The sequence below is a fragment of the Streptomyces sp. NPDC059900 genome (genome assembly GCF_050270335.1).
In the GTDB taxonomy this organism is placed as follows: domain Bacteria; phylum Actinomycetota; class Actinomycetes; order Streptomycetales; family Streptomycetaceae; genus Streptomyces.
On sequence record NZ_JBNNJZ010000080.1, the window covers coordinates 1 to 23,740 of the forward strand.

General features: G+C 70.1%; 20 protein-coding genes and 2 pseudogenes. 14 read left to right on the plus strand and 8 right to left on the minus strand.

Annotated features, from left to right (window positions below):
* Positions 1 to 113: 113 nt before the first annotated feature.
* A complete protein-coding gene (gene xylA / locus ACQKIP_RS14570; protein WP_365854517.1) occupies positions 114 to 1,280 on the minus strand; it encodes a xylose isomerase in 1,167 nt (388 codons plus the stop codon).
* A gap of 193 nt (positions 1,281 to 1,473) precedes the next feature.
* On the opposite strand from xylA, the gene xylB reads away from it, so the two are divergent.
* Together xylB and ACQKIP_RS14580 are read left to right on the plus strand one after the other, a co-directional pair.
* Positions 1,474 to 2,937, plus strand: coding sequence for a xylulokinase (xylB, locus tag ACQKIP_RS14575; RefSeq protein ID WP_365854519.1), 1,464 nt, complete (start codon positions 1,474 to 1,476; stop codon positions 2,935 to 2,937).
* Between the two features lie 28 nt (positions 2,938 to 2,965).
* Positions 2,966 to 4,171: an ROK family transcriptional regulator gene (locus ACQKIP_RS14580; protein WP_365854521.1), complete on the plus strand. Its 1,206-nt coding sequence runs from the start codon at positions 2,966 to 2,968 to the stop codon at positions 4,169 to 4,171.
* A gap of 111 nt (positions 4,172 to 4,282) precedes the next feature.
* Here the strand turns inward: ACQKIP_RS14580 and ACQKIP_RS14585 are convergent, their stop codons facing one another.
* Positions 4,283 to 4,837, minus strand: a complete 555-nt coding sequence (locus tag ACQKIP_RS14585) for a cupin domain-containing protein (protein WP_365854523.1) — start codon at positions 4,835 to 4,837, stop codon at positions 4,283 to 4,285.
* Between the two features lie 69 nt (positions 4,838 to 4,906).
* On the opposite strand from ACQKIP_RS14585, the gene ACQKIP_RS14590 reads away from it, so the two are divergent.
* The 7 genes from ACQKIP_RS14590 (at position 4,907) to exaC (ending at position 13,337) form a co-directional block, all read left to right on the plus strand.
* Positions 4,907 to 5,836, plus strand: a complete 930-nt coding sequence (locus ACQKIP_RS14590) for a LysR family transcriptional regulator (protein WP_365854525.1) — start codon at positions 4,907 to 4,909, stop codon at positions 5,834 to 5,836.
* 33 nt (positions 5,837 to 5,869) lie between these two features.
* A complete protein-coding gene (locus ACQKIP_RS14595; protein ID WP_365854527.1) occupies positions 5,870 to 6,808 on the plus strand; it encodes a MerR family transcriptional regulator in 939 nt (312 codons plus the stop codon).
* A 147-nt stretch (positions 6,809 to 6,955) separates the two neighbouring features.
* On the plus strand, positions 6,956 to 8,371 hold the full coding sequence (locus ACQKIP_RS14600) for a tetratricopeptide repeat protein (protein WP_365854529.1): 1,416 nt from the start codon (positions 6,956 to 6,958) through the stop codon (positions 8,369 to 8,371).
* A gap of 323 nt (positions 8,372 to 8,694) precedes the next feature.
* Entirely contained in the window at positions 8,695 to 9,708 is a 1,014-nt protein-coding gene (locus ACQKIP_RS14605) for an acetamidase/formamidase family protein (RefSeq protein ID WP_365854531.1), read from the plus strand.
* Positions 9,709 to 9,746: 38 nt separating this feature from the next.
* Positions 9,747 to 10,346: an N-acetylmuramoyl-L-alanine amidase gene (locus tag ACQKIP_RS14610; protein WP_365854533.1), complete on the plus strand. Its 600-nt coding sequence runs from the start codon at positions 9,747 to 9,749 to the stop codon at positions 10,344 to 10,346.
* A 99-nt stretch (positions 10,347 to 10,445) separates the two neighbouring features.
* Positions 10,446 to 11,702: a GAF domain-containing protein gene (locus tag ACQKIP_RS14615; RefSeq protein WP_365854535.1), complete on the plus strand. Its 1,257-nt coding sequence runs from the start codon at positions 10,446 to 10,448 to the stop codon at positions 11,700 to 11,702.
* A gap of 111 nt (positions 11,703 to 11,813) precedes the next feature.
* The gene (gene exaC, locus ACQKIP_RS14620; protein WP_365854537.1) at positions 11,814 to 13,337 is read left to right on the plus strand and encodes an acetaldehyde dehydrogenase ExaC; all 1,524 of its coding nucleotides are present in this window, start codon (positions 11,814 to 11,816) and stop codon (positions 13,335 to 13,337) included.
* 282 nt (positions 13,338 to 13,619) lie between these two features.
* Here exaC and ACQKIP_RS14625 read toward each other — a convergent pair whose 3' ends face one another.
* Entirely contained in the window at positions 13,620 to 14,315 is a 696-nt protein-coding gene (locus tag ACQKIP_RS14625; RefSeq protein ID WP_365854539.1) for a TMEM175 family protein, read from the minus strand.
* Positions 14,316 to 14,479: 164 nt separating this feature from the next.
* A complete protein-coding gene (locus ACQKIP_RS14630) occupies positions 14,480 to 14,986 on the minus strand; it encodes a hypothetical protein (protein WP_365854541.1) in 507 nt (168 codons plus the stop codon).
* A gap of 184 nt (positions 14,987 to 15,170) precedes the next feature.
* On the opposite strand from ACQKIP_RS14630, the gene ACQKIP_RS14635 reads away from it, so the two are divergent.
* The 3 genes and pseudogenes from ACQKIP_RS14635 to ACQKIP_RS14645 form a co-directional block, all read left to right on the plus strand.
* The gene (locus ACQKIP_RS14635; RefSeq protein WP_427743111.1) at positions 15,171 to 16,403 is read left to right on the plus strand and encodes a sensor histidine kinase; all 1,233 of its coding nucleotides are present in this window, start codon (positions 15,171 to 15,173) and stop codon (positions 16,401 to 16,403) included.
* Complete coding sequence (locus ACQKIP_RS14640) at positions 16,400 to 17,095, plus strand: response regulator transcription factor (protein ID WP_365854545.1); 696 nt, start codon at positions 16,400 to 16,402, stop codon at positions 17,093 to 17,095. Before ACQKIP_RS14635 ends, ACQKIP_RS14640 begins: the two co-directional genes overlap by 4 nt.
* Before the next feature lie 110 nt (positions 17,096 to 17,205).
* Positions 17,206 to 17,487 (plus strand): annotated as a pseudogene (locus tag ACQKIP_RS14645) (transposase); the annotation flags it as partial.
* Positions 17,488 to 17,503: 16 nt separating this feature from the next.
* Here the strand turns inward: ACQKIP_RS14645 and ACQKIP_RS14650 are convergent.
* From ACQKIP_RS14650 to ACQKIP_RS14665, 4 genes are all read right to left on the minus strand, one after another.
* Positions 17,504 to 17,944: a hypothetical protein gene (locus ACQKIP_RS14650; protein WP_365854547.1), complete on the minus strand. Its 441-nt coding sequence runs from the start codon at positions 17,942 to 17,944 to the stop codon at positions 17,504 to 17,506.
* 261 nt (positions 17,945 to 18,205) lie between these two features.
* On the minus strand, positions 18,206 to 19,510 hold the full coding sequence (locus ACQKIP_RS14655) for a phospholipase D-like domain-containing protein (protein WP_427743114.1): 1,305 nt from the start codon (positions 19,508 to 19,510) through the stop codon (positions 18,206 to 18,208).
* Positions 19,511 to 19,666: 156 nt separating this feature from the next.
* Positions 19,667 to 20,161: an integrin alpha gene (locus ACQKIP_RS14660; RefSeq protein ID WP_365854551.1), complete on the minus strand. Its 495-nt coding sequence runs from the start codon at positions 20,159 to 20,161 to the stop codon at positions 19,667 to 19,669.
* A gap of 690 nt (positions 20,162 to 20,851) precedes the next feature.
* On the minus strand, positions 20,852 to 21,787 hold the full coding sequence (locus ACQKIP_RS14665) for a hypothetical protein (protein ID WP_365854553.1): 936 nt from the start codon (positions 21,785 to 21,787) through the stop codon (positions 20,852 to 20,854).
* A gap of 290 nt (positions 21,788 to 22,077) precedes the next feature.
* On the opposite strand from ACQKIP_RS14665, the gene ACQKIP_RS14670 reads away from it, so the two are divergent.
* Positions 22,078 to 22,470: a hypothetical protein gene (locus tag ACQKIP_RS14670; protein ID WP_365854555.1), complete on the plus strand. Its 393-nt coding sequence runs from the start codon at positions 22,078 to 22,080 to the stop codon at positions 22,468 to 22,470.
* A pseudogene (locus tag ACQKIP_RS14675) lies at positions 22,467 to 23,740 on the plus strand (hypothetical protein); the annotation flags it as partial. The gene ACQKIP_RS14670 and the pseudogene ACQKIP_RS14675, both read left to right, overlap by 4 nt.

Here is a 23,740-nt window from a genome sequence, read left to right on the forward strand (position 1 = left end):
GGGGAGGGCGGCGGCGGTACGGGCGGCATGGCCATACCGTCAAGAGTCGCCTCGAAAGGGTCACAACGCGACCCCTGTGCGGAAGTTGATGCCGCCGGCGTGAGGGCCTCCGGTCAGCCCCGCGCGCCCAGCAGGTGATCCATGGCCAGCTGGTCGAGGCGCTCGAAGGCCATGCCGCGGTCGGCGGCGGCCGTCACGTCGAAGTCCTCGAAGGCGCTGCGGTCGGCGAGCAGCCCGGCCAGGCCGTCCTCGGCGGTCGGCAGGGAGAGCTCGTCCAGGCGGGACGCGCGCAGGGCCTCCTGGACCTCGGGGTCGGCGCGGAAGGCGGCGGCACGCTCGCGCAGGATGAGGTAGTTGCGCATGCAGCCGGACGCCGAGGCCCACACGCCCGCGTAGTCCTCGGTGCGCGGCGGCTTGAAGTCGAAGTGCCGCGGCCCCTCGTAACCGCCCCTCTCCAGGAGGTCGACCAGCCAGAAGGCGCTGCGCACGTCGCCCGCGCCGAAGCGCAGGTCCTGGTCGTACTTGATGCCGGTCTGGCCGTTGAGGTCGATGTGGAAGAGCTTGCCCGCCCACAAGGCCTGGGCGATGGAGTGCGGGAAGTTGAGTCCGGCCATCTGCTCGTGGCCCACTTCGGGGTTGACGCCGAAGAGTTCGGATCGCTCCAGGCGCTCGATGAAGGCGAGGGCGTGCCCGACGGTGGGCAGCAGGATGTCGCCGCGCGGCTCGTTCGGCTTGGGCTCGATCGCGAAGCGCAGGTCGTAGCCCTGCTCCGTGACGTAGTCGCCCAGCAGGTCGAAGGCCTCCTTCATGCGGTCCAGAGCGACGCGCACGTCCTTGGCCCCGCCGGACTCGGCGCCTTCCCTGCCGCCCCATGCGACGTAGGTCCGGGCGCCCAGTTCCACCGCGAGGTCGATGTTGCGGATCGTCTTGCGCAGCGCGTAGCGGCGCACGTCCCGGTCGTTGGCGGTGAACCCGCCGTCCTTGAAGACGGGGTGGGTGAACAGGTTCGTGGTCGCCATCGGCACGACCAGGCCCGTCGCGTCGAGCGCCTGCCGGAATCGCTTGATGTGCGATTCGCGCTCGGTGTCCGAAGCACCGAAGGGGATCAGGTCGTCGTCGTGGAAGGTCACTCCGTAGGCGCCCAGTTCGGCCAGGTGACGCACGGAGTCGGCCGGGTCGATGGCCGCCCTGGTGGCGTCGCCGAACGGGTCCCTTCCCTGCCAGCCGACGGTCCACAGGCCGAAGGTGAACTTGTCCTCAGGAACGGGCTGGTACGTCATGTGCGGCTCCCTGGATGACTGGTGCACGGCTGCGCGGCCGACGCGGGCACGGCTGAGTGCCCGTGGATGTGCGCCTGCCGCGACTATTTCGTCATGGCGGTTAACAAATTAGTATCCGGAGGCATCCCTGGGAAGGTCGGACGGAAAGAAGTCCGGGCGAGCCCGGAAAGAGCCGCGGGAACGGAGACCCCCGATGTCATCAGCGCCAGCAGCCGACGGGCCCCTCGTCGTCGGCGTGGACAGCTCCACGCAGTCCACCAAGGTCCTGGTCGTCGACGCCGCCACGGGCAGGGTGGTGGCAAGCGGTCAGGCCCCCCACCGCGTCAGCTCCGGGGCCGCCCGCGAGAGCGACCCCGAGGAGTGGTGGAACGCCCTGCGCTCGGCGCTCGACCAGTGCGGAGCCGCGGCGCGCGAGGCCGCCGCGGTGTCGGTCGGCGGCCAGCAGCACGGCCTGGTCACCCTGGACGCGCACTCCAGGCCGGTGCGGCCCGCCCTGCTGTGGAACGACGTGCGCTCGGCGGCGCAGGCCCGCTCGCTGGTGGACCGCCTGGGGGGCCCGAAGGCGTGGGCCGAACGCGTCGGCAGCGTGCCGGGCCCCTCCTTCACGGTGACCAAGTGGGCCTGGCTCAGCGAGCACGAGCCCGCAGCGGCCCGCGCCACCGCGGCCGTACGCCTCCCCCACGACTACCTCACCGAACGCCTCACGGGATCCGGCACGACCGACCGGGGCGATGTCTCCGGCACGGGATGGTGGGCGTCAGGAACGGAGGCGTACGACGAAGAGATCCTGGGACTCGTCGGCCTGGACCCCGACCTGCTGCCCCGGGTGGTCGGCCCCGGCGAGGTCGCAGGCACCGTACGCGGCGGCGGCGAACTGCCCTTCTCCAAGGGCACGCTGGTCGCCCCCGGCACCGGCGACAACGCCGCGGCCGCCCTGGGGCTCGGCCTGCGCCCCGGCACCCCGGTGCTGAGCCTGGGAACATCGGGCACCGTCTACGCGGTCTCCAGGCGGCGCCCCGCGGACCCCACCGGGACGGTGGCGGGCTTCGCCGATGCGCGCGGCGACTGGCTGCCGCTGGCCTGCACCCTCAACTGCACCCAGGCCGTGGACCGGGTGGCCGCGCTGCTGAGCCTCGACCGGGAGGCGGTGGAGGCGGGCGGCGCCGTCACCCTGCTGCCCTACCTGGACGGCGAGCGCACCCCTGACCTGCCGCACGCCTCGGGGCTGCTGCACGGCCTGCGGCACGACACGACTGCGGGGCAACTTCTCCAAGCGGCCTACGACGGGGCCGTGCACTCGCTGCTCGGCGCCCTGGACCTGGTCCTGGAAGCGGACGCGGACCGTTCGGCTCCGCTCCTGCTCATCGGCGGCGGGGCACGGGGCACCGCCTGGCAGGACACCGTGCGGCGGCTGTCCGGACGCGCCGTCCAGGTGCCCGAGGCGAAGGAACTGGTCGCGCTCGGCGCCGCCGCACAGGCCGCCGGCCTCCTCACGGGCGAGGATCCCGCGGCCGTCGCACGGCGTTGGGGCACGGCCGAGGGGCCCGTACTGCCCCCCGTAGAGCGGGACGAACCCACGCTCGCCCGGATCGCCGGGGTAGTCTCCGACGCGGCGCCGCTGCTCGGCGTCACGGGCCAGCAGGACGCACGGCCATGAGGACGGAAGAACAGGGACTGACGGGGGCATGACCGCACCACCGCACGACGCGCGCCGGGGCTCGTCCGGAGCTCCGCTGCCCGACACCCAGCAGGGGATGCGCCGCCGCAATCTCTCGCGCGTCATGTACGCCGTGGCGGCGCACGGGCCGCTGTCCCGTGCCGCCGTGGCCACCCGGATCGGGCTGACGCGGGCCGCCGTCTCCACCCTGGTCGACGAGTTGATCCGTTCCGGGCTCCTGGACGAGCTGGGTCCCGAGCGCCCCGGCAACCGGGTGGGGCGTCCCGGTTCCGCGCTCGCGGTCAGCGGGAGCGGACCGGCCGGCATCGGCGCCGAGGTCGGCGTCGATCATCTCTCGGTGTGCGCGGTCGACCTGCGCGGAGAGGTACGCGCGCGTGCCGTGCGGCAGGGCGACAACCGGGGGCGGGCGCCCGAACCCGTCCTCGAGGAACTCGTCGCGCTGGTGGGACAGGTGATCGACGAGGCCCGCCGGGCGGGTCTTCGCCCTGCAGGACTGGCCGTCGCCGTCCCCGGCCTGGTCGCCCGCGATTCCGGGACGGTGGTCCGGGCTCCCAACCTCGACTGGCAGGACGTCGATCTCGGCGCGCTGCTGCCGGGCAGGCTGCCGCTGACCGTGGACAACGAAGCCAACTTCGGCGCCCTGGCCGAGCTGTGGCTGGGCGACGGGGTGCCGCCGGACTTCCTCCACGTATCGGCGGAGATAGGCATCGGCGCCGCCCTGGTCGTCGACGGGCGGCTGCTGCGCGGGACCCGTGGCTTCGCGGGCGAGCTGGGGCATGTGCCGGTGTGGCCGGACGGCCCGGCGTGTCCCTGCGGCGGTCGCGGCTGCCTGGAGCAGTACGCGGGCGAGGAAGCGGTGTTGCGCGCGGCGGGCCTCGATCCGGGGACGGATCGCGTCGGGCTCCTCGCGGAGCGTGCCGGGCGGGGCGACGAGGGCGTACGCGAGGCACTGCGGGGTGCCGGGGCCGCACTGGGCATCGCGCTGACCGGTGCGGTGAATCTGCTCGATCCGCGTTCGGTGGTGCTCGGCGGGGCCCTGTCGCGGCTTGCGCCCTGGCTGCTGCCTGCCCTGGAAGGCGAGTTGCGGCGCCGCACGGCGGGCACGACCTGCGATGTCGCGGTCTCCGGGCTGGGATCCGACGGCCCGCTGCTGGGGGCCGCGCACTCGGTCGTCCGGGCGGTGCTCGACGATCCGGCGGGGGCGGCCGTCTAGCGGCGACCATCCGTTCGCCGTGCGCCATGGGCAGCTGTTCGGCCTCTCCTTGTGGTTCATCTGCCTGCGGGCGTGACTCCCTGTGCACCGTTTCGGGTGGCCCCTCGCTCGTCAGCGCCACTGCGGTCCGCCGTCGAAATGCACGTCGTACTTGTCGTGCATGTCGTCCATGCTGTCCCAGCCTGCCTCGCCTCGTGCGATACGTCCCAGCTGCCGGAAGTACTCGAACCGTTCGATCCCCGGAGTGAGCACGGCGAAGAACTCCGCCGGGCCGTCGGCCGACGCCCCGAAGGCGTGCACCGTGCCGGGCGGCACCACGATCAGACCGCCCGCGCCGACGGCGGTCACACCGCCGTCGAGCAGGAACTCCATGGTTCCGTCGAGCACATGGAAAAGCTCCGTCGACAGGCGGTGGTGGTGCGGGCGTGTGCCGTCGGCGCGCGCGGGCAGGACGAGCCGGTTGGCTCCCAGCAGCCCACCGGTCGCCCGGCTGTCCTCCAACAGCCGGAACCGGCCGCCTCCGGGCAAGGACACTTCCTCCGCGTCTCGTGCGTGGACGATCAGGGCCTGCGGGTCACGCTCCATCTCGTACTCCTCCGGTGCCGTGGTGATGGTCGTGACAACCAGTCCACCGCGGGAACTCAGCACGTCCAAGAAGCCGTTCATGAAGGCAGTGATCACTTGTGCTGATGAATGCGCGAGGATGCGAACCGGTCTCGGGAGGGGGCGACAGCTGTGGAGCTCCGGCAGCTCGAGTACTTCGTGGCGGTCGCGGACGAGGGCGGCTTCGGGCGGGCGGCCGGGCGGCTGCACGTCGTGCAGGCCTCGGTGAGCCAGCAGATCGCCCGTCTGGAACGGGAGCTGGGTGTACGTCTCTTCGACCGAACCACCCGTCGCGTGGGCCTGACCGCTGCCGGGGAGCAGTTGTTGCCGGAAGCGCGGGCCGCCCTGGCCTCCGCCGCGCGCGTGGGCCAGGTGGCCGCCGAGATCGTCTCCGGCAGGCAGGGCGTGCTGCGGCTCGGCACCGCCCGGGCCTTCGCGGAACGCGTGCATCCGGCTCTGGACGCGCTGGCGGATCAGGCTCCGGGGCTTCGGGTCCGGTTGGTCCAGGACACCCGTGAGCGGCGTATCGACTCCCTGCGGAGCGGAGAGTCGGACGCCGCGCTCGTCCGGGGCGGTAGGCCGCTGCCGGGACTGGCCATGGTGCACGTCTGGGACGATCCGCTGTTCATCGCGCTGCCCGCGACGCATCCCCTGGCAGCCCTGCCACGCCTGGAGCCGGCCGATCTCGCGGGTCTGCCGCTGCGCTTGGCGCCGCGGGACCGCAACCCCGCGTTTCACGACCTGGTGACGGGGCTGCTGCGGACCTCGGATACCGACGTACCTCCAGGACCGCACTTCACCACCTTGCAGGAGACGCTGGCGGCGATCGCCACCGACGCTGCGGGCGGATCGCCGTCCTGGACCGTCTTCGACCTCGTGGGTGAACTGCCCCCGGCCCGCCGTATCGCCTTCCGGCCGCTGCTCGGCTCGCGCTCGCCCGTCAGTCTTGCCGTGCGGGCGGGGCCGCTGTCTCCCGCGATCCGCCAGCTGATCGCGGCCCTGGAGACCGCGGCTGTACGGCAGACGCGCACGCACTCCTCCCCCGTAGGTGGCGGGGCTTGAGTCTCCAGTAGGGGGAGACATGAAGGTGGGGGCATGAACGGCGACACGCTCTATTCGATCGGTGATCTGGCGCGGCGGACCGGACTGACGGTCAAGACCGTCCGGTTCTACTCCGACGCGGGAATCGTGCCGCCCGCCGACCGCAGCCCGGCCGGCTACCGCCTGTACGGCACCGACGCCATCGCCCGCCTCGATCTCGTACGCACCCTGCGTGACCTGGGACTTGACCTTCCCACCATCCGGAAGGTCGTGGACCGCGAGGTCTCGCTGCCCGAGGTCGCCGCGGCCCACGCGGACGCCCTGGAGGTGCAGATCCGGGTGCTGCGGCTGCGGCGCGCGGTCCTGACGGCGGTGGCCAGACGCGGCTCCACCCCCGAGGAGTTGGATCTCATGCACAAGCTGGCCAAGCTCTCCGAAGACGAACGCCAACGCCTGATCGACGACTTCCTGCACACCGTCTTCGACGGCCTGTACGACCACCCCTCCTTCGCGGCGGTCACCCGCTCCCTGACGCCCGAACTGCCCGACAACCCCGCAACCGAGCAGGTCGAAGCGTGGGTGGAGCTGGCCGGGATGCTCCAGGACCCGGGGTTCCGCTCCTCCATGCAGGGCATGGCCAGAGACCTGGCGGCCGACCGCGCCCCGGACGACAGCACCGGCCTGCCGCGCGTCCTCGCCGAGGCCCTCCGCTCCCGGGTGACCCCGGCCCTTGCGGCAGGCACCGACCCGGCCTCGCCCGAAGCCGAGCCCGTCGTCACGGCACTCGCGGGGCACTACGCGCACATCCTGGGCCGCCCCGACGACACCGCCCTGCGCCACCGCCTGGTGACCCGCCTGGAAACCATGGACGACCCCCGCAGGGACCGCTACCTCACCCTGCTCGCGGTGATCAACGGATGGCCCGCACCGGAGAGTCTGGCACCGGTACTCGACTGGGCACTCCGGGCCGTACGCGTCCGAATGCCTCAGTAGGGGCCCGAACCCGCGGCGACTCCGTGGATCAAGAACGGCCACAGTGCAGCGCCGCACTGTGTCGTTCCGGTGAATCGGGCGTCGTCACCCTCGTGTCGTGCGGGCGCAGTCGCGAGACTGGACGCAGCCGACAAAAGAGGGACTGCGATGGAGACGGACCGGCATGATCACGTCCTGAGTGGCACCGGAGGCGAAGCCGCGCGCCACTACGAACGTGCGCTCGATGCGTTGCTGTTTTTCCGTGAGGAAGTCGCCGACGAGGCGCAGGAGATGGTGACGGCCTCTCCGGATTCCGCGATGGCGCACGTCTTCGGGGCCTATCTCAGGCTTCTGGGCACCGAGGAGAAGGAGGCCGCCGAGGCCCGGCGGTCCTTCGGTGCCTTCCGGGGCGCGGTCGATGTTGCCAGGCTCTCGCCGCGCGAGAAGATGCACACCGCTGCCGCCGGGGCATGGCTGGACGGGGACATGCTGCGTGCGGGCGAGATCCTCGGTGAGATCAGCACCGAGTTCCCCCGCGACGCCCTCGCTCTCGCCGTCGGTCACCAGATCGACTTCTTCACGGGCAACGCCCAGCGGCTGCGCGACCGGATCGGGGGCGCGCTCTCCGCCTGGGACGCCGACGACCCGCACTTCGGCCCGCTGCTGGGCATGTACGCCTTCGGCCTCGAAGAGGCCGGGCACTACGGCCACGCCGAGGAGATCGGGCTGCGGGCTGTCGAACGGCACCCGCGGGACGTGTGGGGCATCCATGCGGTCGTCCACACGTACGAGATGCGGGGACTCTTCGGCGACGGGATCCGCTACCTGGACGCGCGGACCGAGGACTGGGCCGAGGGCAACTACCTGTCCGTGCACAACGCGTGGCACTACGCCCTGTACGCGCTGGAGGCGGGGAGCATCGAACGGGTCCTGGGCGTCTACGACAGCATGCTCCACAACGAGGCATCACAGCCCGTCGCCATGGAACTCCTGGACGCCTCCGCCCTGTTGTGGCGGCTGCTCCTGGCCGACATCGAGGTCGAGCCCCGCTGGGCAGCGCTCGCCCGGGCGTGGGCGGGACGCGGGGACGGCGCCTACTACGCCTTCAACGACGTCCATGCCGTGATGGCGTACGCGGGGGCCGGGCGTCTCTCCGATGCCGAACGCCTGGTGAAGGACCGCGAGCAGTGGCTCGACCGAAGCGGCCCCGCCGTGTCGAACCACGCGATGACCCGCGAGATCGGCATCCCGGTGTGCCGCGCGCTCATCGCCTACCGGCAACGGCAGTACGGCCGCGTGGTCGAGTTGCTCGCCCCGATCCGCTACCGCCTGCACTCCTTCGGCGGCAGCCACGCCCAGCGCGACGCCGTCCAGCGCACGCTGGTGGAGGCAGCCATCCGGTCCGGACGGCACGACCTGGCGCGCACCTTGCTCAGCGAACGCATCAACCTGCGTCCCGTCTGCCCCTACAACTGGCGGGCCCGTGCCCGGCTGGCCGACCGGCTCGGTGACGCGGCGCAGGCGGCGACCGCCACGGCCCGCGCCGAGGAGCAGGCCGCCGTGGGGGCCGCCGCGTTGGGCTGAACCCTCGGCCGCGCCGCGCCCGTCCCGTGCCGGCCCGCCCTGTCCCGTCCCTCGCACGGGTGACCGTGTTATCCACAGTCACGGTGCTGTACACAGATTCAGATCGAGCCCTTCCACCTCAACCTGCCTGCGCCGTAACGTATTTGACGCGGGACACCAACGCCCGGACGGCGGTTTCGTGTCCACGCGGATCGGGGGATTCAGGTGTGGAGGGCAAGCGATCCGGGGCTGCCGCGTTGCGGAGTCATCGGGCCGTACGGCGCCACCGGGCCGTACCAGGCCTCCGGCTTCCCCAACGAGCGAGAGAGCGGAGCAGCCCTGCCATGAGCCAGCCACGCATCCTGACCGTGCGACCCGAGCCGGGCCAGTACGCCTGGACGTTCGGCGGTGCGCCTCCCGTGGCACGGATCGCTCCGGGCACGGTCCTTGACCTGTTCACGGAGGACTGCTTCGCGGGCAACGTACGCTCCGAGAAGGACCTGGTGTCCGAGGTCTGCCGGTTCCCTTACCTGAACCCGCAGACCGGCCCCTTCCACATCGAGGGCGCCGAGCCGGGCGACACCGTCGCCGTGCACTTCGTGTCGATCGAACCGGCCCGTGACTGGGCGGCATCCACCACGGTTCCGCTCTTCGGGGCCCTCACCTCCACCCACACCACCGCATCGCTCCAGCCGCCGCTGCCCGAGACCGTGTGGATATGGCAGCTCGACCGTGACCGGCGCACCGCGCACTTCAGTGCGCGCGACGGCGACTTCGAGATCGCGCTGCCGATGGATCCGATGCACGGCACGGTCGGCGTCGCACCGGCAAATCTGGAGGTGCGCTCGGCGCTGGTGCCGGACGCGCACGGCGGCAACATGGACACGCCCGAGATGCGGGCCGGCGTCACCTGCTACCTCGGGGTGAACGTGGAGGGCGCACTCCTGAGTCTGGGCGACGGGCACGCGCGGCAGGGTGAGGGAGAGACCTGCGGAGTCGCCGTGGAGTGCGCCATGAACACCGTGGTGATCGTCGAACTCCTGAAGGGGATCAGCACGCCCTGGCCGCGCCTGGAGTCCGACACCCACATCATCTCCACCGGCTCGGCACGCCCTCTTGAGGACGCCTTCCGAATATCCCAGCTCGATCTGGTGCAGTGGCTGGTCCGCGACTACGGCTTCAGCGAGCTCGACGCCTACCAGTTCGCGACGCAGACCGTCGAATCGCCGCTCGCCAACGTCTGCGACACCAACTACACCTGCGTGGCCAAGCTCCGCAAGGAATGGCTGCCCGCACGCGAGACTCACCGAGGGCTGCACGCGCGGCTGCGAGAGACGGCCACGCTGCTGCCCCACTGAGAAGTCCAGCTTTCCCCCCACCGAGAGGCAGGACGGCCATGGAACAAGCAAGACGATTCCCCAGCAGGCGCACGCTGTTGCAGGGAGCGGCCCTGGCCGCCGTCCCCGCCGCGCTCCTCCCCGCCACCCGCGCCACCGCCAGCCCCCGGGCGGTCGACTACCCCCTCGCCGAATGGGTCCCGGCAAGCACTTCCAACTACACGGCCGCCAACCGCCCCGCCACCTACCCCGTCGACTACGTGATCGTCCACGTCACCCAGGAGACCTACGCCGACACGCTCGCCATCTTCCAGAACTCGGCGAAGAAGGTCTCGGCCCACTACGTGGTGCGCTCCAAGGACGGCCACATCGCCCAGTGCGTCCGCGAGCGCAACGTCGGCTGGCACGCGGGGAACTGGGACTACAACACCCGCAGCATCGGTATCGAGCACGAAGGATGGGTGGACAAGCCCGAATACTTCACCGACGCGATGTACGAACAGTCGGCGCTGCTGACCTCGGCCATCTGCGATACGTACGGCATTCCCAAAGACCGCAAGCACATCCTCGGTCACGTCGAAGTGCCCGGCGCCAACCACACCGATCCGGGGCCGAACTGGGACTGGACGCGCTACATCCGCCTGGTCAACTCCGCCTGACACCGTCCGGCTCACGCCGCGACCCTCGTCGCGGTGCTTGTCGGGGCACGCTCCCGGGGTGACGATGGCAGCACCGCACCGCCGTCCCGGGAGGCCGAGTTGACCGAACCATGGGTGGCCCTGGAGGCCGGCGCAGATCCCGCCGAGCGGGTGCGGATACTGCGGCGCGCCCACGAGAGGTTCACCGAGGCCGGGACGGTCACGCGGCCGGTGCGCTCCGTGGTGGCCGAATCCTGGCGCCGCTCGGCCAGCGCCAGGGTCAGCCCGGAGGACACCGGTGCGGCGGTGGAGCTCACCGACGGTGACCTCGGCTCGTACCGGGCCGAGCATCCGCTGGCCGGGGTGATGCCGCTGTTCCGTGAGCTGATGGGCACGTTCGCGATGGACGGCGAGCACCTCCTCGCGGTGTGTGACGCGCACGGCAGGCTGCTCTGGGTCGAGGGTCACGCCGCGACCCGGCAGAAGGCGGGTCGGATGAACTTCGTGCCGGGTGCGCGGTGGGCGGAGTCCGCGATGGGCACGAACGCCCCGGGTACGGCGGTGGCGGTGGACCGGCCGGTGCAGGTGTTCGCCGCCGAGCACTTCATCCGGCGCGTCCAGCCGTGGACCTGCGCGGCGGCCCCGGTGCACGATCCCCGCACCGGGCGCCTGCTCGGGGCGGTGGACATCACCGGGGGCGACCGTCTGGCGCATCCGCACAGCCTGGCGTTCGTACAGGCGGTGGCGCGGGCGGCGGAATCACAGCTGGCGTTGCTGGCGCCGCCGGTGCGGGCCGGCGACTGCGTGGGGCTCACCGCGCTCGGCCGGGACGAGGCGCTGCTGCTGATCGACGGTCGGAAGGTGCGGCTGAGCCGCAGGCACAGCGAGATCCTCCTCCTGTTGGCCCGCCACCCGGAGGGACTGACCGGCGACGAGCTGTTGTGCGCGATGTACGAGGACGAGTCGGTGACGCCGGTGACGCTGCGGGCCGAGCTGGCCCGGCTGCGGCGCCTGCTCGGGCCGGAGCTGCTGAGATCGCGCCCCTACCGGCTTTCGGTGCCGGTGGAGTCGGATGTCGACGCCGTCGAGCGGCGGCTCGGTTCGGGGGCGGTCACCGCGGCCGCCGCCGCGTACGCGGGCCCGCTCCTGCCCGCCTCGCAGGCACCTGCCGTGGCACGGCTGCGGCGCAGGCTCACGGATCAGCTGAGATCGGCGCTGATCGCCCGCCGTGACCCCGACCTCCTGGCCGACTGGGTGGGCACCCCGTGGGGCGAGGACGATCTGCCGGTGTGGCGTGCGCTGGCGCAGGTACGGGCGACCCCATCGGTGCTCGCCCGCCTCCGGGGGCTGGACGCGGAGCTGACCGACGCCGGGTAGGCGCCCTGGACGAGCCGCCGGCCTCCTGCAACGTATGTGCAACGTCGGCGCTCCTACTCTCCGGGCGAGAGCTGCCCAACGGCGGGCAGCCTTCCCCGGGAGGCCAGCAAGATGACCCGTTACGCAGCGCCCGGCACCGACGGCGCAGTTGTCTCCTACCAGGCCCGCTACGACCACTTCATCGGCGGCGAGTACGTGCCGCCCGCCCGCGGCCAGTACTTCGAGAACCCGAGCCCGGTCAACGGCCAGCCCTTCACCGAGATCGCCCGCGGCACGGCCGAGGACGTGGAGCGGGCCCTGGATGCGGCGCACGCCGCCGCGCCCGCCTGGGGCCGTACGTCCCCGACCGCACGCGCGGACGTCCTGCGGAAGATCGCCGACCGCATGGAGGCGAACCTCGAACAGCTCGCGGTGGCCGAGAGCTGGGAGAACGGCAAACCGGTCCGCGAGACGCTGGCCGCCGACATCCCGCTCGCCATCGACCACTTCCGCTACTTCGCGGGGGTCCTGCGTGCGCAGGAGGGGTCGCTGAGCGAGGTGGACGAGGACACCATCGCCTACCACTTCCACGAGCCGCTCGGCGTCGTCGCGCAGATCATCCCGTGGAACTTCCCGATCCTGATGGCGACATGGAAGCTGGCGCCAGCGCTCGCGGCGGGCAACGCGGTCGTCCTCAAGCCCGCCGAGCAGACCCCGGCCTCCATCCACTACTGGATGAGCCTGGTGTCCGACCTGCTGCCGCCGGGTGTCGTCAACATCCTCAACGGCTTCGGCGTCGAAGCGGGCAAGCCCCTGGCCTCCAGTGCGCGTGTCGCGAAGGTCGCCTTCACCGGGGAGACCACGACGGGGCGGCTGATCATGCAGTACACCTCGGAGAACATCAAGCCGGTGACCCTGGAGCTGGGCGGGAAGTCGCCGAACATCTTCTTCGAAGACGTGTGGGCCGCCAACGACGACTTCCGCGACAAGGCGCTCGAGGGCTTCACCATGTTCGCCCTCAACAACGGCGAGGTCTGTACGTGCCCGTCACGTGCCCTCGTCCAGCGGGGCCACTACAGCGAGTTCATGGAGGCGGCGGTCGCCCGCACCGAGCAGATCGTGCCCGGCCACCCCCTGGACACCGACACGATGATCGGCGCCCAGGCATCCAACGACCAGCTGGAGAAGATCCTCTCCTACCTGGACATCGGCCAGCAGGAGGGCGCCAAGGTCCTGACGGGCGGCCAGCGCATCACGTACGACGGCGAGTTGGCCGGCGGCTACTACGTCCAGCCGACGATCTTCGAGGGTGACAACCGGATGCGGATCTTCCAGGAGGAGATCTTCGGCCCGGTCGTCTCGGTCGCGTCGTTCAACGACTTCGACGACGCCATCAAGATCGCCAACGACACGCTGTATGGCCTGGGCGCCGGCGTGTGGACGCGCGACATGAACACCGCCTACCGGGCGGGCCGCGCGATCCAGGCGGGCCGGGTCTGGACGAACTGCTACCACGCGTACCCCGCGCACGCGGCGTTCGGCGGCTACAAGCAGTCTGGCATCGGCCGCGAGACGCACAAGATGATGCTGGAGCACTACCAGCAGACGAAGAACCTCCTTGTTTCGTACAGCCCGAAGAAGCTCGGGTTCTTCTAGAACCTCAAGTTGGGTGCCTGAAAGAAGATCTACCCTTTCAGGCACCCACAGGGCGCAGCCACTATTCGTAGCCCTTCAACAACCGTCCGGACCCACTCACCACGAATCTGCGCCCCCGTAGTGCTTCAGAACTGCTTCACTGCTGCGGACCAGGGAGCGCTTTGTCGAGTCGGCCTTGTTCTCCGCTGGTGCGACTGGGGTTCCGGTTGCAGGACCTCCGCACGCGCGTAGAGCGTGATCGGCACCGGAACCTCGAACGCGATCCTCCCCCTTGACTGCGGGTCAGCGGGCGCGCCGGCCCCGAAGGAACGCCCGCCTGGGCGGGACGAGCAGCAGCAGGCTGTAGTACTGCAGCACGGGTACGGCGAGGGCGAGGACAAGAGCCAGGACCAGAAGGAGGACGTTGAGACAGCTCACGGTGTACAAATTCTTGATCCTCCGACGGCCCTCTTCACCGTCTCCCTCGACCAGTCCCGGGGTGGTTTTCAGGATCCTCAGCATCGCCAGCCGGCACACCATGCTCGCCAGGAGAACCGTGTAGTAGAACGCCGCCGCGAACCGGTCACGGCCGAAGGCGCCGATCATCTCCGTCGGCAGGGGGAGCACGACGACGGACAGCAGCCATCCCGTGTTCCACACCATCAATGAGCGGGTGACCCTCGCGACCGACGAGAAGGTCCGGTGGTGCTCCCGCCAGATGTTTGCGATGACCGCGAAGCTGAGCAGGAAGCTCCAGATCTGGTCGAGGTGACCGGTGAGCACCTCGCTGGCCTGCTGGTGGGCGGCCACGGCCTCCGGGACGAGATCGATCAGCGGCAGGATCAGCAAAGTGATCGAGATCGCGGTCACCGCGTCGGTGAACAGCACCAGCCGTTCGCCCGAGGCACCCCCTTCGCTCCTGCCCGGCGCGGGAACCGGCGGCTGAGCCGGGTCGTATCCCCCCGTGCCGGTTTGGTCGACGGCGTCGCTGGCACCCATGCGTGTTGCACCTTTCTTCTGTCCGGTCCGTCGGGCCGGGGTCTGCCGGCTGCGGCGGCTCCCACGACCAGGCGGATCCCAATGTCTGGCTGTACAAGGGCTGTTGGGTAAACGGATTCGACTTCGAGCACGAAGCAGCCGCTGCCCACGGGGCTGGCCGGGACTCAGGGCTGCCCGGAGGCGCGCACCTTCAGCGCTCCCGAGCGAGTGAGCAGCGCGGCGATCGCCATGAACACCAGCCCGTTGGTTACGATCGAGGCGATGTCCTGAGGCGGGGCGCCGTGCCGGAAGAAGAAGCGGCCCAGCTCGGGCTCGTACCAGTAGGTGGCGCCTATGGAGAACAGCGAGCGGGCGACGATCAGGCCGATCCACAGTGCCGCGTAGCTGCGGCCCGCCCGGGCGACGACCTGGCCGTCCGGCTCCCGGAAAACCTGGACCCGGCTGACGGCGAGCAGGCCGAACAGCACGCCGGCCGCGAGGCCGCAGATCTCGATGGCCAGGCCGATCCCGTTGTCGAAGAAGGTGTGGACGAACACGGGGACGATGATCACCGCGACGATCAGCGGGCGGAGCAGGCGTCCGCGGCTCACCGCCTTGGTGCCGAGGTCGGCGTGCAGGGTCGTGAGCAGCACGACGACGTTGATGAGGAGAGCGCTCTGCAAGGTGGACATGGTTTCCGCCGGTAGGTGAAGGGGGTTCTTGTCCACACAGCGTCGGACCTGTGCCACGGCCCGGGCGTCGGCCGAGGAGCCTAGGAGGGTGGAGCGCGGATACCTCCACCCTTCTCCACCCTCCTCCACCTGCCGGCGGGCCCCGGCCCGGCTGCGGGGCACAGGTGCATGCCAAGCTGAAACCATGGTCATCACCACCGAAGGCAAGCCGTCGTCGGCGCACCCCGTGCCACCGCCACCGCTCCTGGCGCGTGCTGACCTCTGGCAGCATGTGCTGCCCCGGGGGCTCGGGTTGGCTCTGGTGCTGGTCGGCCTGCCGTTCTCGGACGGGCTTGTCTGGTCTGCCACCACCTGGGCACTGGTGGTGCTGATGAGCGGCGCCTGGGCTCTGTGGTGCGTGGCCGGATTCCGTGCGGGATCTTTGGTGCCCGAGGCGTTGGCAGTGCCGATCCTGGGCGTCGTAATGATCAGCGGGAACCTCCTGGTCACCCTCGAACCCGAGGCCATGCTGGCCACGGCAATCGTCGGAATGGCGGCGGTGTCGTCCGGAGCGGTCCTGTCCACGCTGGTCAACGCGGCCGTGCTGGCAGCCGGCGTCCTGGCGCTGGCGATCGGCGGGATCGTGGCCGGCTTCCCCGGGCTGGCGTGGGCGCGCGTCGCCGCCTGGATCGCCGCCCTGCTGGCTTGCCAGCTCGCCGGCGCGACCCGGCGCAGCATCGGGACTCAGCACGCGCAGGCAGAGGAACTGCTGCTGCAGACCCGGCGTGTGCACGAGCAGGAGCAGCGGGCCGCGGCACTGGCCGAGCGGACCCGGGTCGCCCGGGAGATCCACGACGTCCTGGCGCAGTCGCTGGGTGCCCTGGCGGTGCAGTTGGACGTGACCGACTCGCTGCTCACCGCGGATCCGCCGCGCACCGAAGAGGCGGTGGAACGGGTCCACAACGCCCGCCGGATCGCCGTCGACGGACTGACCGAGACCCGCCGCGCGATCGCGGTCCTGCGTGCGGACACCCCGCCCCTGCCGGAGGCCCTCACCGCGCTGGTCCACGACCACCGCACCGCCTCCGGCGCGCCCGCGACCTTCACACCGGTCGGCACCCCGCGCGCGCTCGAACCGGACGTCGGGCTAGCGTTGCTGAGAGTCGCCCAGGAGTCCCTGGCGAACGCCGCCAAGCACGCCCGCGGACAGGAGCTGACCGCCACTTTGGACTACGAAGAGGACCAGGTGAGGCTGACCGTGCTGTCCGGGCCCGCCGGCTCCGATGGCGGCGAGGCCGGCCCACGGCCCCAAGTAGCGGGGATGGACGGCGGCTACGGTCTGGCCGGCATGCGCGAGCGGCTGCTGCTGGTCGGCGGCGACCTGACGGCCGGCCCCACCCCGCAGGGGTGGCGCGTGCAGGCGGAGGTGCCCGCATGACTGCTCGGGTCGTGGTCGTCGACGATCAGCAGGTGGTCCACGAAGGCCTGATGACCCTGCTGGACATGATGGACGGCATCGACGTCGTCGCCGGGTGCGCGAACGGCGAGGAGGCCATCGCCCAAGTCGCCGAAACGCCCCCGGACGCGGTGCTGATGGACCTGAGCATGCCGGGGATGGGCGGCGTGGAGGCCACCCGCCGGATCGTGACGGCGCACCCGGACGTGGCCGTCGTGGTGCTGACGACCATGGCGGACGATCAGCTGATTCTCGACGCCCTGCAGGCCGGCGCCCGCGCCTACCTGACCAAGGACGCCGGCAAGACCGAGATCGTCCGCGCGATCGAGGCCGCGCTCACCCGGCACACCACCTTGGACCCGATCGTCCAGGAGCGGCTGTTGGCCGCCGCCCTGCGCGGCGCCGACCATACGACCGAACGGCGGCGGGCCGAACCGTCGCAGGACCTGCTGACCCCGCGCGAGTCTGACGTACTGCGGCTGCTCGCCCAAGGGTTGTCGAACGGCGCGATCGGCCGGCGCCTGCTGGTGGGGGAGGCCACCGTCAAGACCCACATCAACCATCTGTTCGCCAAGCTCCAGGTCCGCACCCGCGCACAGGCCGTCGCCTGGGCCCATGCCCACGGTTTCGGACCCCGTGCGGACCGCGTGCGCTCTGGCCAGCCCGCCGGGTGAGCGGCGCGCCGGGCTAGAACCAGTTCGCAAACCTTGAGTCAGCTGCAGCGGTTGGGCGGCAGCGCTGGTCGTGACTATTCGCGGCTGATGAGTTTGACCAGGGGCCTCCTGATGCGAGTTACAGCTCCAAGGAGATCCGGGCCTGGCTCAGGCGTCGGAGCATCGGTCACACCATCCCGGAACGGACCGACCAGATACACAACCGGCTCCGGCGCGGCAGCCGCGGCGGGCGCCCGCCGACGTTCGGCAAGCAGCTCCACAAACGACGCAACGTCGTCGAACGCCGCTTCAACCGCTTGAAGCAATGGCGCGGCATCGCCACACGCTACGACAAGACCGCCGAGTCCTACCCAGCAGCCGTCACCCTCGCCTCGCTCCTGATGTGGGCGTGACATTTGACGACAGCTCCTAGCCCAACCGACGCAACTCGGGCCACCACTGAGGATGCTCGGCCATCATGTCGCGGATCACAGGGCTGTGGTCTCGTATGAAGCGGGAATACTCGCGCCAGTCCTCGAACGACTCTGTCTCAGGAATCCGGCGGGTCGCCATCAATCCCGTCTCCAAGACGTCAGCCAACGCTTCCGCGAGCAGTTGCACCCTTTCCCTCTCCACCTCATCAGTCGGGCACGGAACACCCTCATAGAAGTGCTTTCGCATCCCTGGGTAGTCCAGCATTTTGAAGTAGATCTCACGCACGGCGCTCAAGCACATGTCCAGACCGTTCGTGCCGTTGAGGTTGTTCGACACACGAACTTGCTCCGACACGGCTCGTGTTTGGACGGCAACAAACACCAGCGAGACGATCAAACCGACCAGGCCGGCTATTGCGGTGATTGTGGCTAACACGGTGTCCCCCTCCAAGCAGCAGATGTGGAGCATTCCCCGCCTGACAGGCGTCAGCACCTGACCGGTCACCTGTCATGCCGTGCGTACGAGGGGGTGAGCCGGCCGTGTCCCATCCCCTCTCCGAAGCGGACCTGGATACCCTGCGTCAGCTCCACGCTGACGGGTTCGGACGCAACGCACAGGCCACGCACCAGCTGAGGGCACCGCGTTGCGGTGCCCTCAGTGGTGGGTCAGTGACCGGCTGGCGGTGCCAGAGAATGCCTATTCTTGGATCTGCCTCGGATCGATCGGAATCTCGGGGGCCGTATTCTCGGCGCGCTCCTCGGCGCTCAACTGCCGCGCCTCGGTCCCACAACAGCGGTTGAACTGGTTCTGCCAGTCCGTCATGAACGCGTTGTAGCTGGACTGGCCGACCAGCTTCAGGTTCGACTCGTCGTTGTGCCAGACGCCGTTGCTCGTCCAGTTCGAGGAGCCGACGAACACAATTCTAGAGTTGGACGCACCCGCGTAACCGCCGCTGACCATCATGTATTTGTCGTGCGTGTAGTGCAGAGCGTTGCCGTTCGCGTCGGTGCCGCGGGTGGTGTCGTGCACGTTGATGTTCGGCCGGTCCTTCAGGTAATTCTGCACGCTGCCATCAACCTGGCCGGCGGTGAAGAGTATCTCTATCTTCACGCCGGTTCTTGCCAGACTCACCAGCTTCTTCGGCAGCTCCAGATAGTTCCGGTCGCCCGGCTGCCCGTGAGAGGTCCACTGGCACATGGCGATGTTGATCGTGGCCGGCGCCTTGATGTTGTTCAGGAAGTCGACCCAGGTGTCGCTTCTGGAGCGGGCCTTGGGCCACTGGTAAGAGGGTGGGGACAGTGTCCTGGCGGCCTGACCGCTGGTGGAGTTGTAGTAGTCGGGCACCAATGGGCCCGGGCCGTTGAGCGCCCCCTTGGCCATGGCTGTGAAGTAGCGGACGTAGGAGTTGTACAGGTCGACGTTGCCCTTGACGGTGACGCCACTGTTCCACGCGGTCTTGACCTGGGCGGAGGTGGGGTTGGCGCTGCTGACGGTCACAGTCCTGTTCGCATCGCTCCCGCCGCTGAGCATGTAGTACTTCGCGTGCAGGGCGGAACCGGAGTAGTGGGTCAGGCAGCCGCCCGGGCACAGCGCGGCGAAGCTGGAGGCTCGCGGGTCGTTGCCCAACTCGGTGACCATCGACTGCCAGGTCGCGTTGTCGCTGTGAGAGTCCATCAGTGCCTTGACGATGACGCCACGTTGGTGTGCGGCGATCAGGGCGTTGGCGAAGTCCGGGCCCGGCTGCGTGCTGCCGATCGAGTACATGGCGACGCGTATGGTCTGCCCGCAACTGGCGCTGTTGATCGATTCGATGATCGGGCCCATGATGTTCATCTGGGCGTCGGCGTCCTCGGGGTCGCTGAAGTGAGGGCCCGGTCTTGAGGTGAACGTCCGCGACTCGCAGCTGAGCGGCTGCTTGGCCTTCTTGACCGCCGCGTGCGCCGTTGTAGGCGACAGAGCTGTGACGACCAGCGCGATGATCAACGTGAGCTTACGCTTCATGGACGGGCCTTTCGCATGGTTGCTTGTTGACGATGACGAGTCGGGGTGTTGCTGCGCTGATCGAGCAACGAGTGGTCGCCGAGGTGAGCCTGTCCGGCAGTTCGGCGTGACGGGATCGCCCGCCATCCGGACGAATGAACTACGCATGACTGCAGATCAGTTGGCGGCGTTCGCCCCGAACATCGGGTAGCCGTCGTCGTTGATGTCGGTCGCGGCGGGGACGGCGCCCCAGCGGCCGTGAGAGGAGCCGGCGGTGTTGGCGCCACCGGGCAGGCCGCAGGCCGAGCCCTGAAGGATCTCGACGGTGCCGCCGTCGAGGTCGGTACCGATCTTCTCGCGCCCGGCGCCGATCGCCAGGTCGTCGAGGCCGTCGTGGTTGAAGTCGCCGTAGGCGCTGACCCGGCCGCAGCCGTTACCCGCCGCGGAGGAGCCGGGCGCGCCGGTGGCGTTCTGGCTGATGGTGGTGCGTTTGGCCGACGTGATGCCGTTCGCCGGTTGGTTCAGGGTGACGAAGTCCCCGGCGTTCTTCTGCCCCGGACGCTGTGGCGTTGCCCACGAAGAACGCGACGTCGCCGTGGTCCTCCCCGTTGGAATCCGCCTTGTCGTGCGTGACGGAGTCGGCCGCGTCGGCCCTGCCCGCGGACGCGGCAAGGAGGCCGCCGGTCAGAGGCGCCGACGAGGCGTTCGCTGTGGCGACGCGGATGTGCGTCGGAGGCGGGGTGGTCGGGCGTATGTGCTTGGCCATGCGTTGAGCTCCTGCAGGGGACAGAGGCGTCCGGTGGACATCCCGCTTCGATGAGGTGCTGTTTCGTTGGTTTTGTCCTAGTTCTTTCCAGGCGTGGCCGATTGTCCGGCAAACAGGAGACTCGCAAAGGCGTCCGAGGGTTGCACGAGAAAGTGGGGAAGCGGCCGCGACGCATACGGCGACGGCAAGAAGGTCCTAGGGATCAAGCGCCGCCTACTGGTCGACACGCTCGGCTTGGTCACACTGGAACGCAACACGACCCGAACCGGAGCCGCCAGACCAAGATCCGGTCCAGTTCCGGACCAGCCCCGTCCGGAGGCTGCGCCAACTACCCTCCTACCAGGTCAGCATGGGTACAGCCGGACTGGTTGCCTGGAGGCACCTTGCGCTCCAGACAACCAGCCGCGCGCCCAATCCCTCGTGGAGCTCGAGCCGAGTCCGCTCACCGGAGACACCGATCAGCTCTGGTCGGTGGCGCTCTCCCCCGACGGACTCCATCGCTTCGGGCGGAGCCTAGTCAGCTGACGGCTGGAGGGCCTGGCCGACCGGGCGGAGGCCGCGCCGGCCGCCCAGCGTCACCGTCGACCAGGCAGGGATCAGGCGAGGTCCGCGAGTCGCTGCTTTATCGCGGCGCCCAAGTCCGCCACCACCCGCTCCTGGAACGCGTAGAAGGCGACCTCGCCCCGCTCGTGGTGCTGGAGCTTGAGGTACGCGGGCATGAAGCGCCGCTTGCCCCAGCGGGGGTTCGAGACGGCGCCAAGGTGGAGGATGTCGACGAGTTCCTCGTCGCCCGCGCGCAGTTGGTGGATGAGGCGGGTGGGCGAGAGTGTCAGCACCGACCAGGGGTGGCGTTGGCGTCCTGCGTCCTGGAAGGCCGCCACGTGGACAGGTGACTCGCCGTCCAGGTGGTCGACCAAGAGGTCCAGGACCTCGTCGACCGGCGTGCCCTGCGACCCTCCCGCCAGTTCGGTGTTGCCGCGTCGCACGCACGCCTCGATGGCCGCTCGTCCGCCCTTGCCCTGTACCGGCGTGGACTCCAGGGCCGACCGCAGAGCCGCTTCCGTGCGTTCGCTGGCCTTGGCGCCCATACCGGCGATCTTCACCATGCGTCCGCCGGCCTGGTGCAGGACCACGTTGCGGGTCAGGCCGAACGACGTGGGGTTGCGGATTCCGGAGGTTCCCGTGAGATCGCTCAGAAGCATTTCCGACAGATGGAACTCCTCCCGGGGCCCGCCGCCGGTCGTGGCCGCCTTGATCTTCTCCACGGCCCGCACGAGCAGTTGAGGGCGGGCGAACAGGAGTAGTCGCCGGGAAGTGATGACCAGGATGGCGGGGTCGTAGTTCTTGCGCGGGTGGAAACTGGGCGCCATCCCGTTCTCCAGTTGGAAACGGATGACGTGGACGATGTTCTCGGCGGGGTCGAGGTGGGCGTGGATGCGCCGCAGCAGGGCGTTCGTGTCGGACTCGGACACGGGCCACAGGCCCTCGTGCTCCGCCGATTCGTAGAGCTGCAGGAATTGTTCGAACGTCACTGGCGTGCCTCCCGCGCGTGCAGGCCGAATCCCTGCCCCGGCGACTCGGCTCCCGTATGCCCCTGATGTCCGGGGCGGCACAGCGACACGCTAGACGCGGGCGGTCGGCCGACCAGCCGCGGCGGTGACCTTCCGTAGGCGGGAGGGCCGGAATCTCGTACAGCGGCTGTACGACATCGTCGTCCGATGCGCGGTGGCGTTACCCGTCAACTCCCCTGCTTATATTGCCTCATGCATCATGGTGTGGCAGGCGAGCGGCCTCGCACGGCAGCAGCATCATGGGGGTGGCCGTGACGGAACGTGAAGTCTCATCGGAAGCCGCCGCCCTCCAGCGGTGGCGGTGCTCTGGTGGCCGGCCGGCGCCGCGGGGCTCGTACTGGGGCACCCTGCGCGGCACGACGGCCGCCGACGCATACGCGCAGTTCGCGGAGGCCGCGGTCCGGCTCTACGCCGTCGATGTCGCCCGGCAGCTCGGCATCGCCCACCAGGTGTCTCTCGGCGCCGAGTTGGGCTGGGCCCTCACCTGCCGGCTCCAGGGCAGGGGTGACCTGCTGAAGCTGACGGCACCTCAACCCGAGTCCGCCCTGACGCGCGTGCCCGCACCGGAGCCGGAGCCGGATCCCGCACCGACACCAGCGCCCGGTCCGGCACCGTCCCCCGCGCCACGGGACGCCGCCCGGTGAGCGACCACCGCGAACCCCTGCGCAGGTTCACCGAGGCGCTGCGCCGAACCGGCCGCGGCAGCCGTGACGCCTCCCCCTCGCCGGCCCTGCGGGCGGCGGTGGACGCGCTTGCCGAGCGCGCGCAGGCCCTCCTGCGTCTCGCCGAGGCGTCCGGCGAGGTGCGCCATTTCCAGGCCGCGGTCGCTGCCGCCACAGAAGCCGTGGAGGCAGTGGAGGCCGTACAAGCAGCTGAGCGGCACGCGCCGGACCACATCGACCAGGCCGCTCCCTTCCGCGTGGAACTCAGCGTGGCGCTGCGCATGCGCGGCGACCGGACCGGCAGCGTGGACGACCTCGACGAAGCCGTGGAACAGGCCCGGCGCACGTCGCAACGGCTGCCGGCCGGACACCCGACCCGATTCGCGGCCCTCTCGGCCATGGCCAACGCGTTGATGTCCCGCTACGAGCACCAGCGCGACGCGCGCGATCTCGACGGCGCGGTGACGGCGTTCCGGGAGGCCGTCGCCCTGTCATCCGGGGAGCGGGCCGTCGCGCCTGCCCCGGCGGCGACGGACCGGGCGGCCGTTCTGTGCGGCCTCGGATCCGTGCTTCATCTGCGCAACCGGCTCACCGGTTCGCCCGCCGACGGGGACGAGTCCCTGCGGTGCATGACGGCGGCCCTCGCCCTGGTCCCCCGCGGACCGGCGCGCGCCCTGTACAACAACAATCTGACCGCGCTGCTCCTTGCGCGGTTCGAGCGCACCGGCGACCGTGCGGAACTGGACCGGGCCGTCGCCGCCGCGCAGGAGTGCGTGGACGCGACCACCGCCTCGGACCCCGCACTGCCGGGGCGGCTGACGGTACTGAGCAACGCGCTGTGCATCCGCGCGGAGCGGTTCTCCGGCGTCGAGGATGAGGCACTTATCATCGAACTCGCCCGCCGGGCCGTGGAGTTGACACCTGCCGGCCATCCCGGTCTGGTGACCGCGCGCACCAACTGGGCGCACGCGCTGTTCGTACGGGGGCAGCGCACGTTCTCGGAGGCGGACCTGCACGAGGCCGTCGAGATCCTGCGGGCCACGGCCCGGAGCGTTCCCGAGGGGAGTCCCGAGCTCACCCTGCCGTTGGCGAACCTCGCCGGCACGCTGACCGCGCGCGCCGAGATGACGGGCAGCCTGAGCGATCTTCACGAGGCGGTGGAAGCCCTCCGCGTATGTGCCGCCCTGACACCGCCCTCGCACGACGAACACCCGATGATGCTGACTCTGCTGGGCCGGGCCCTGCTCATGGG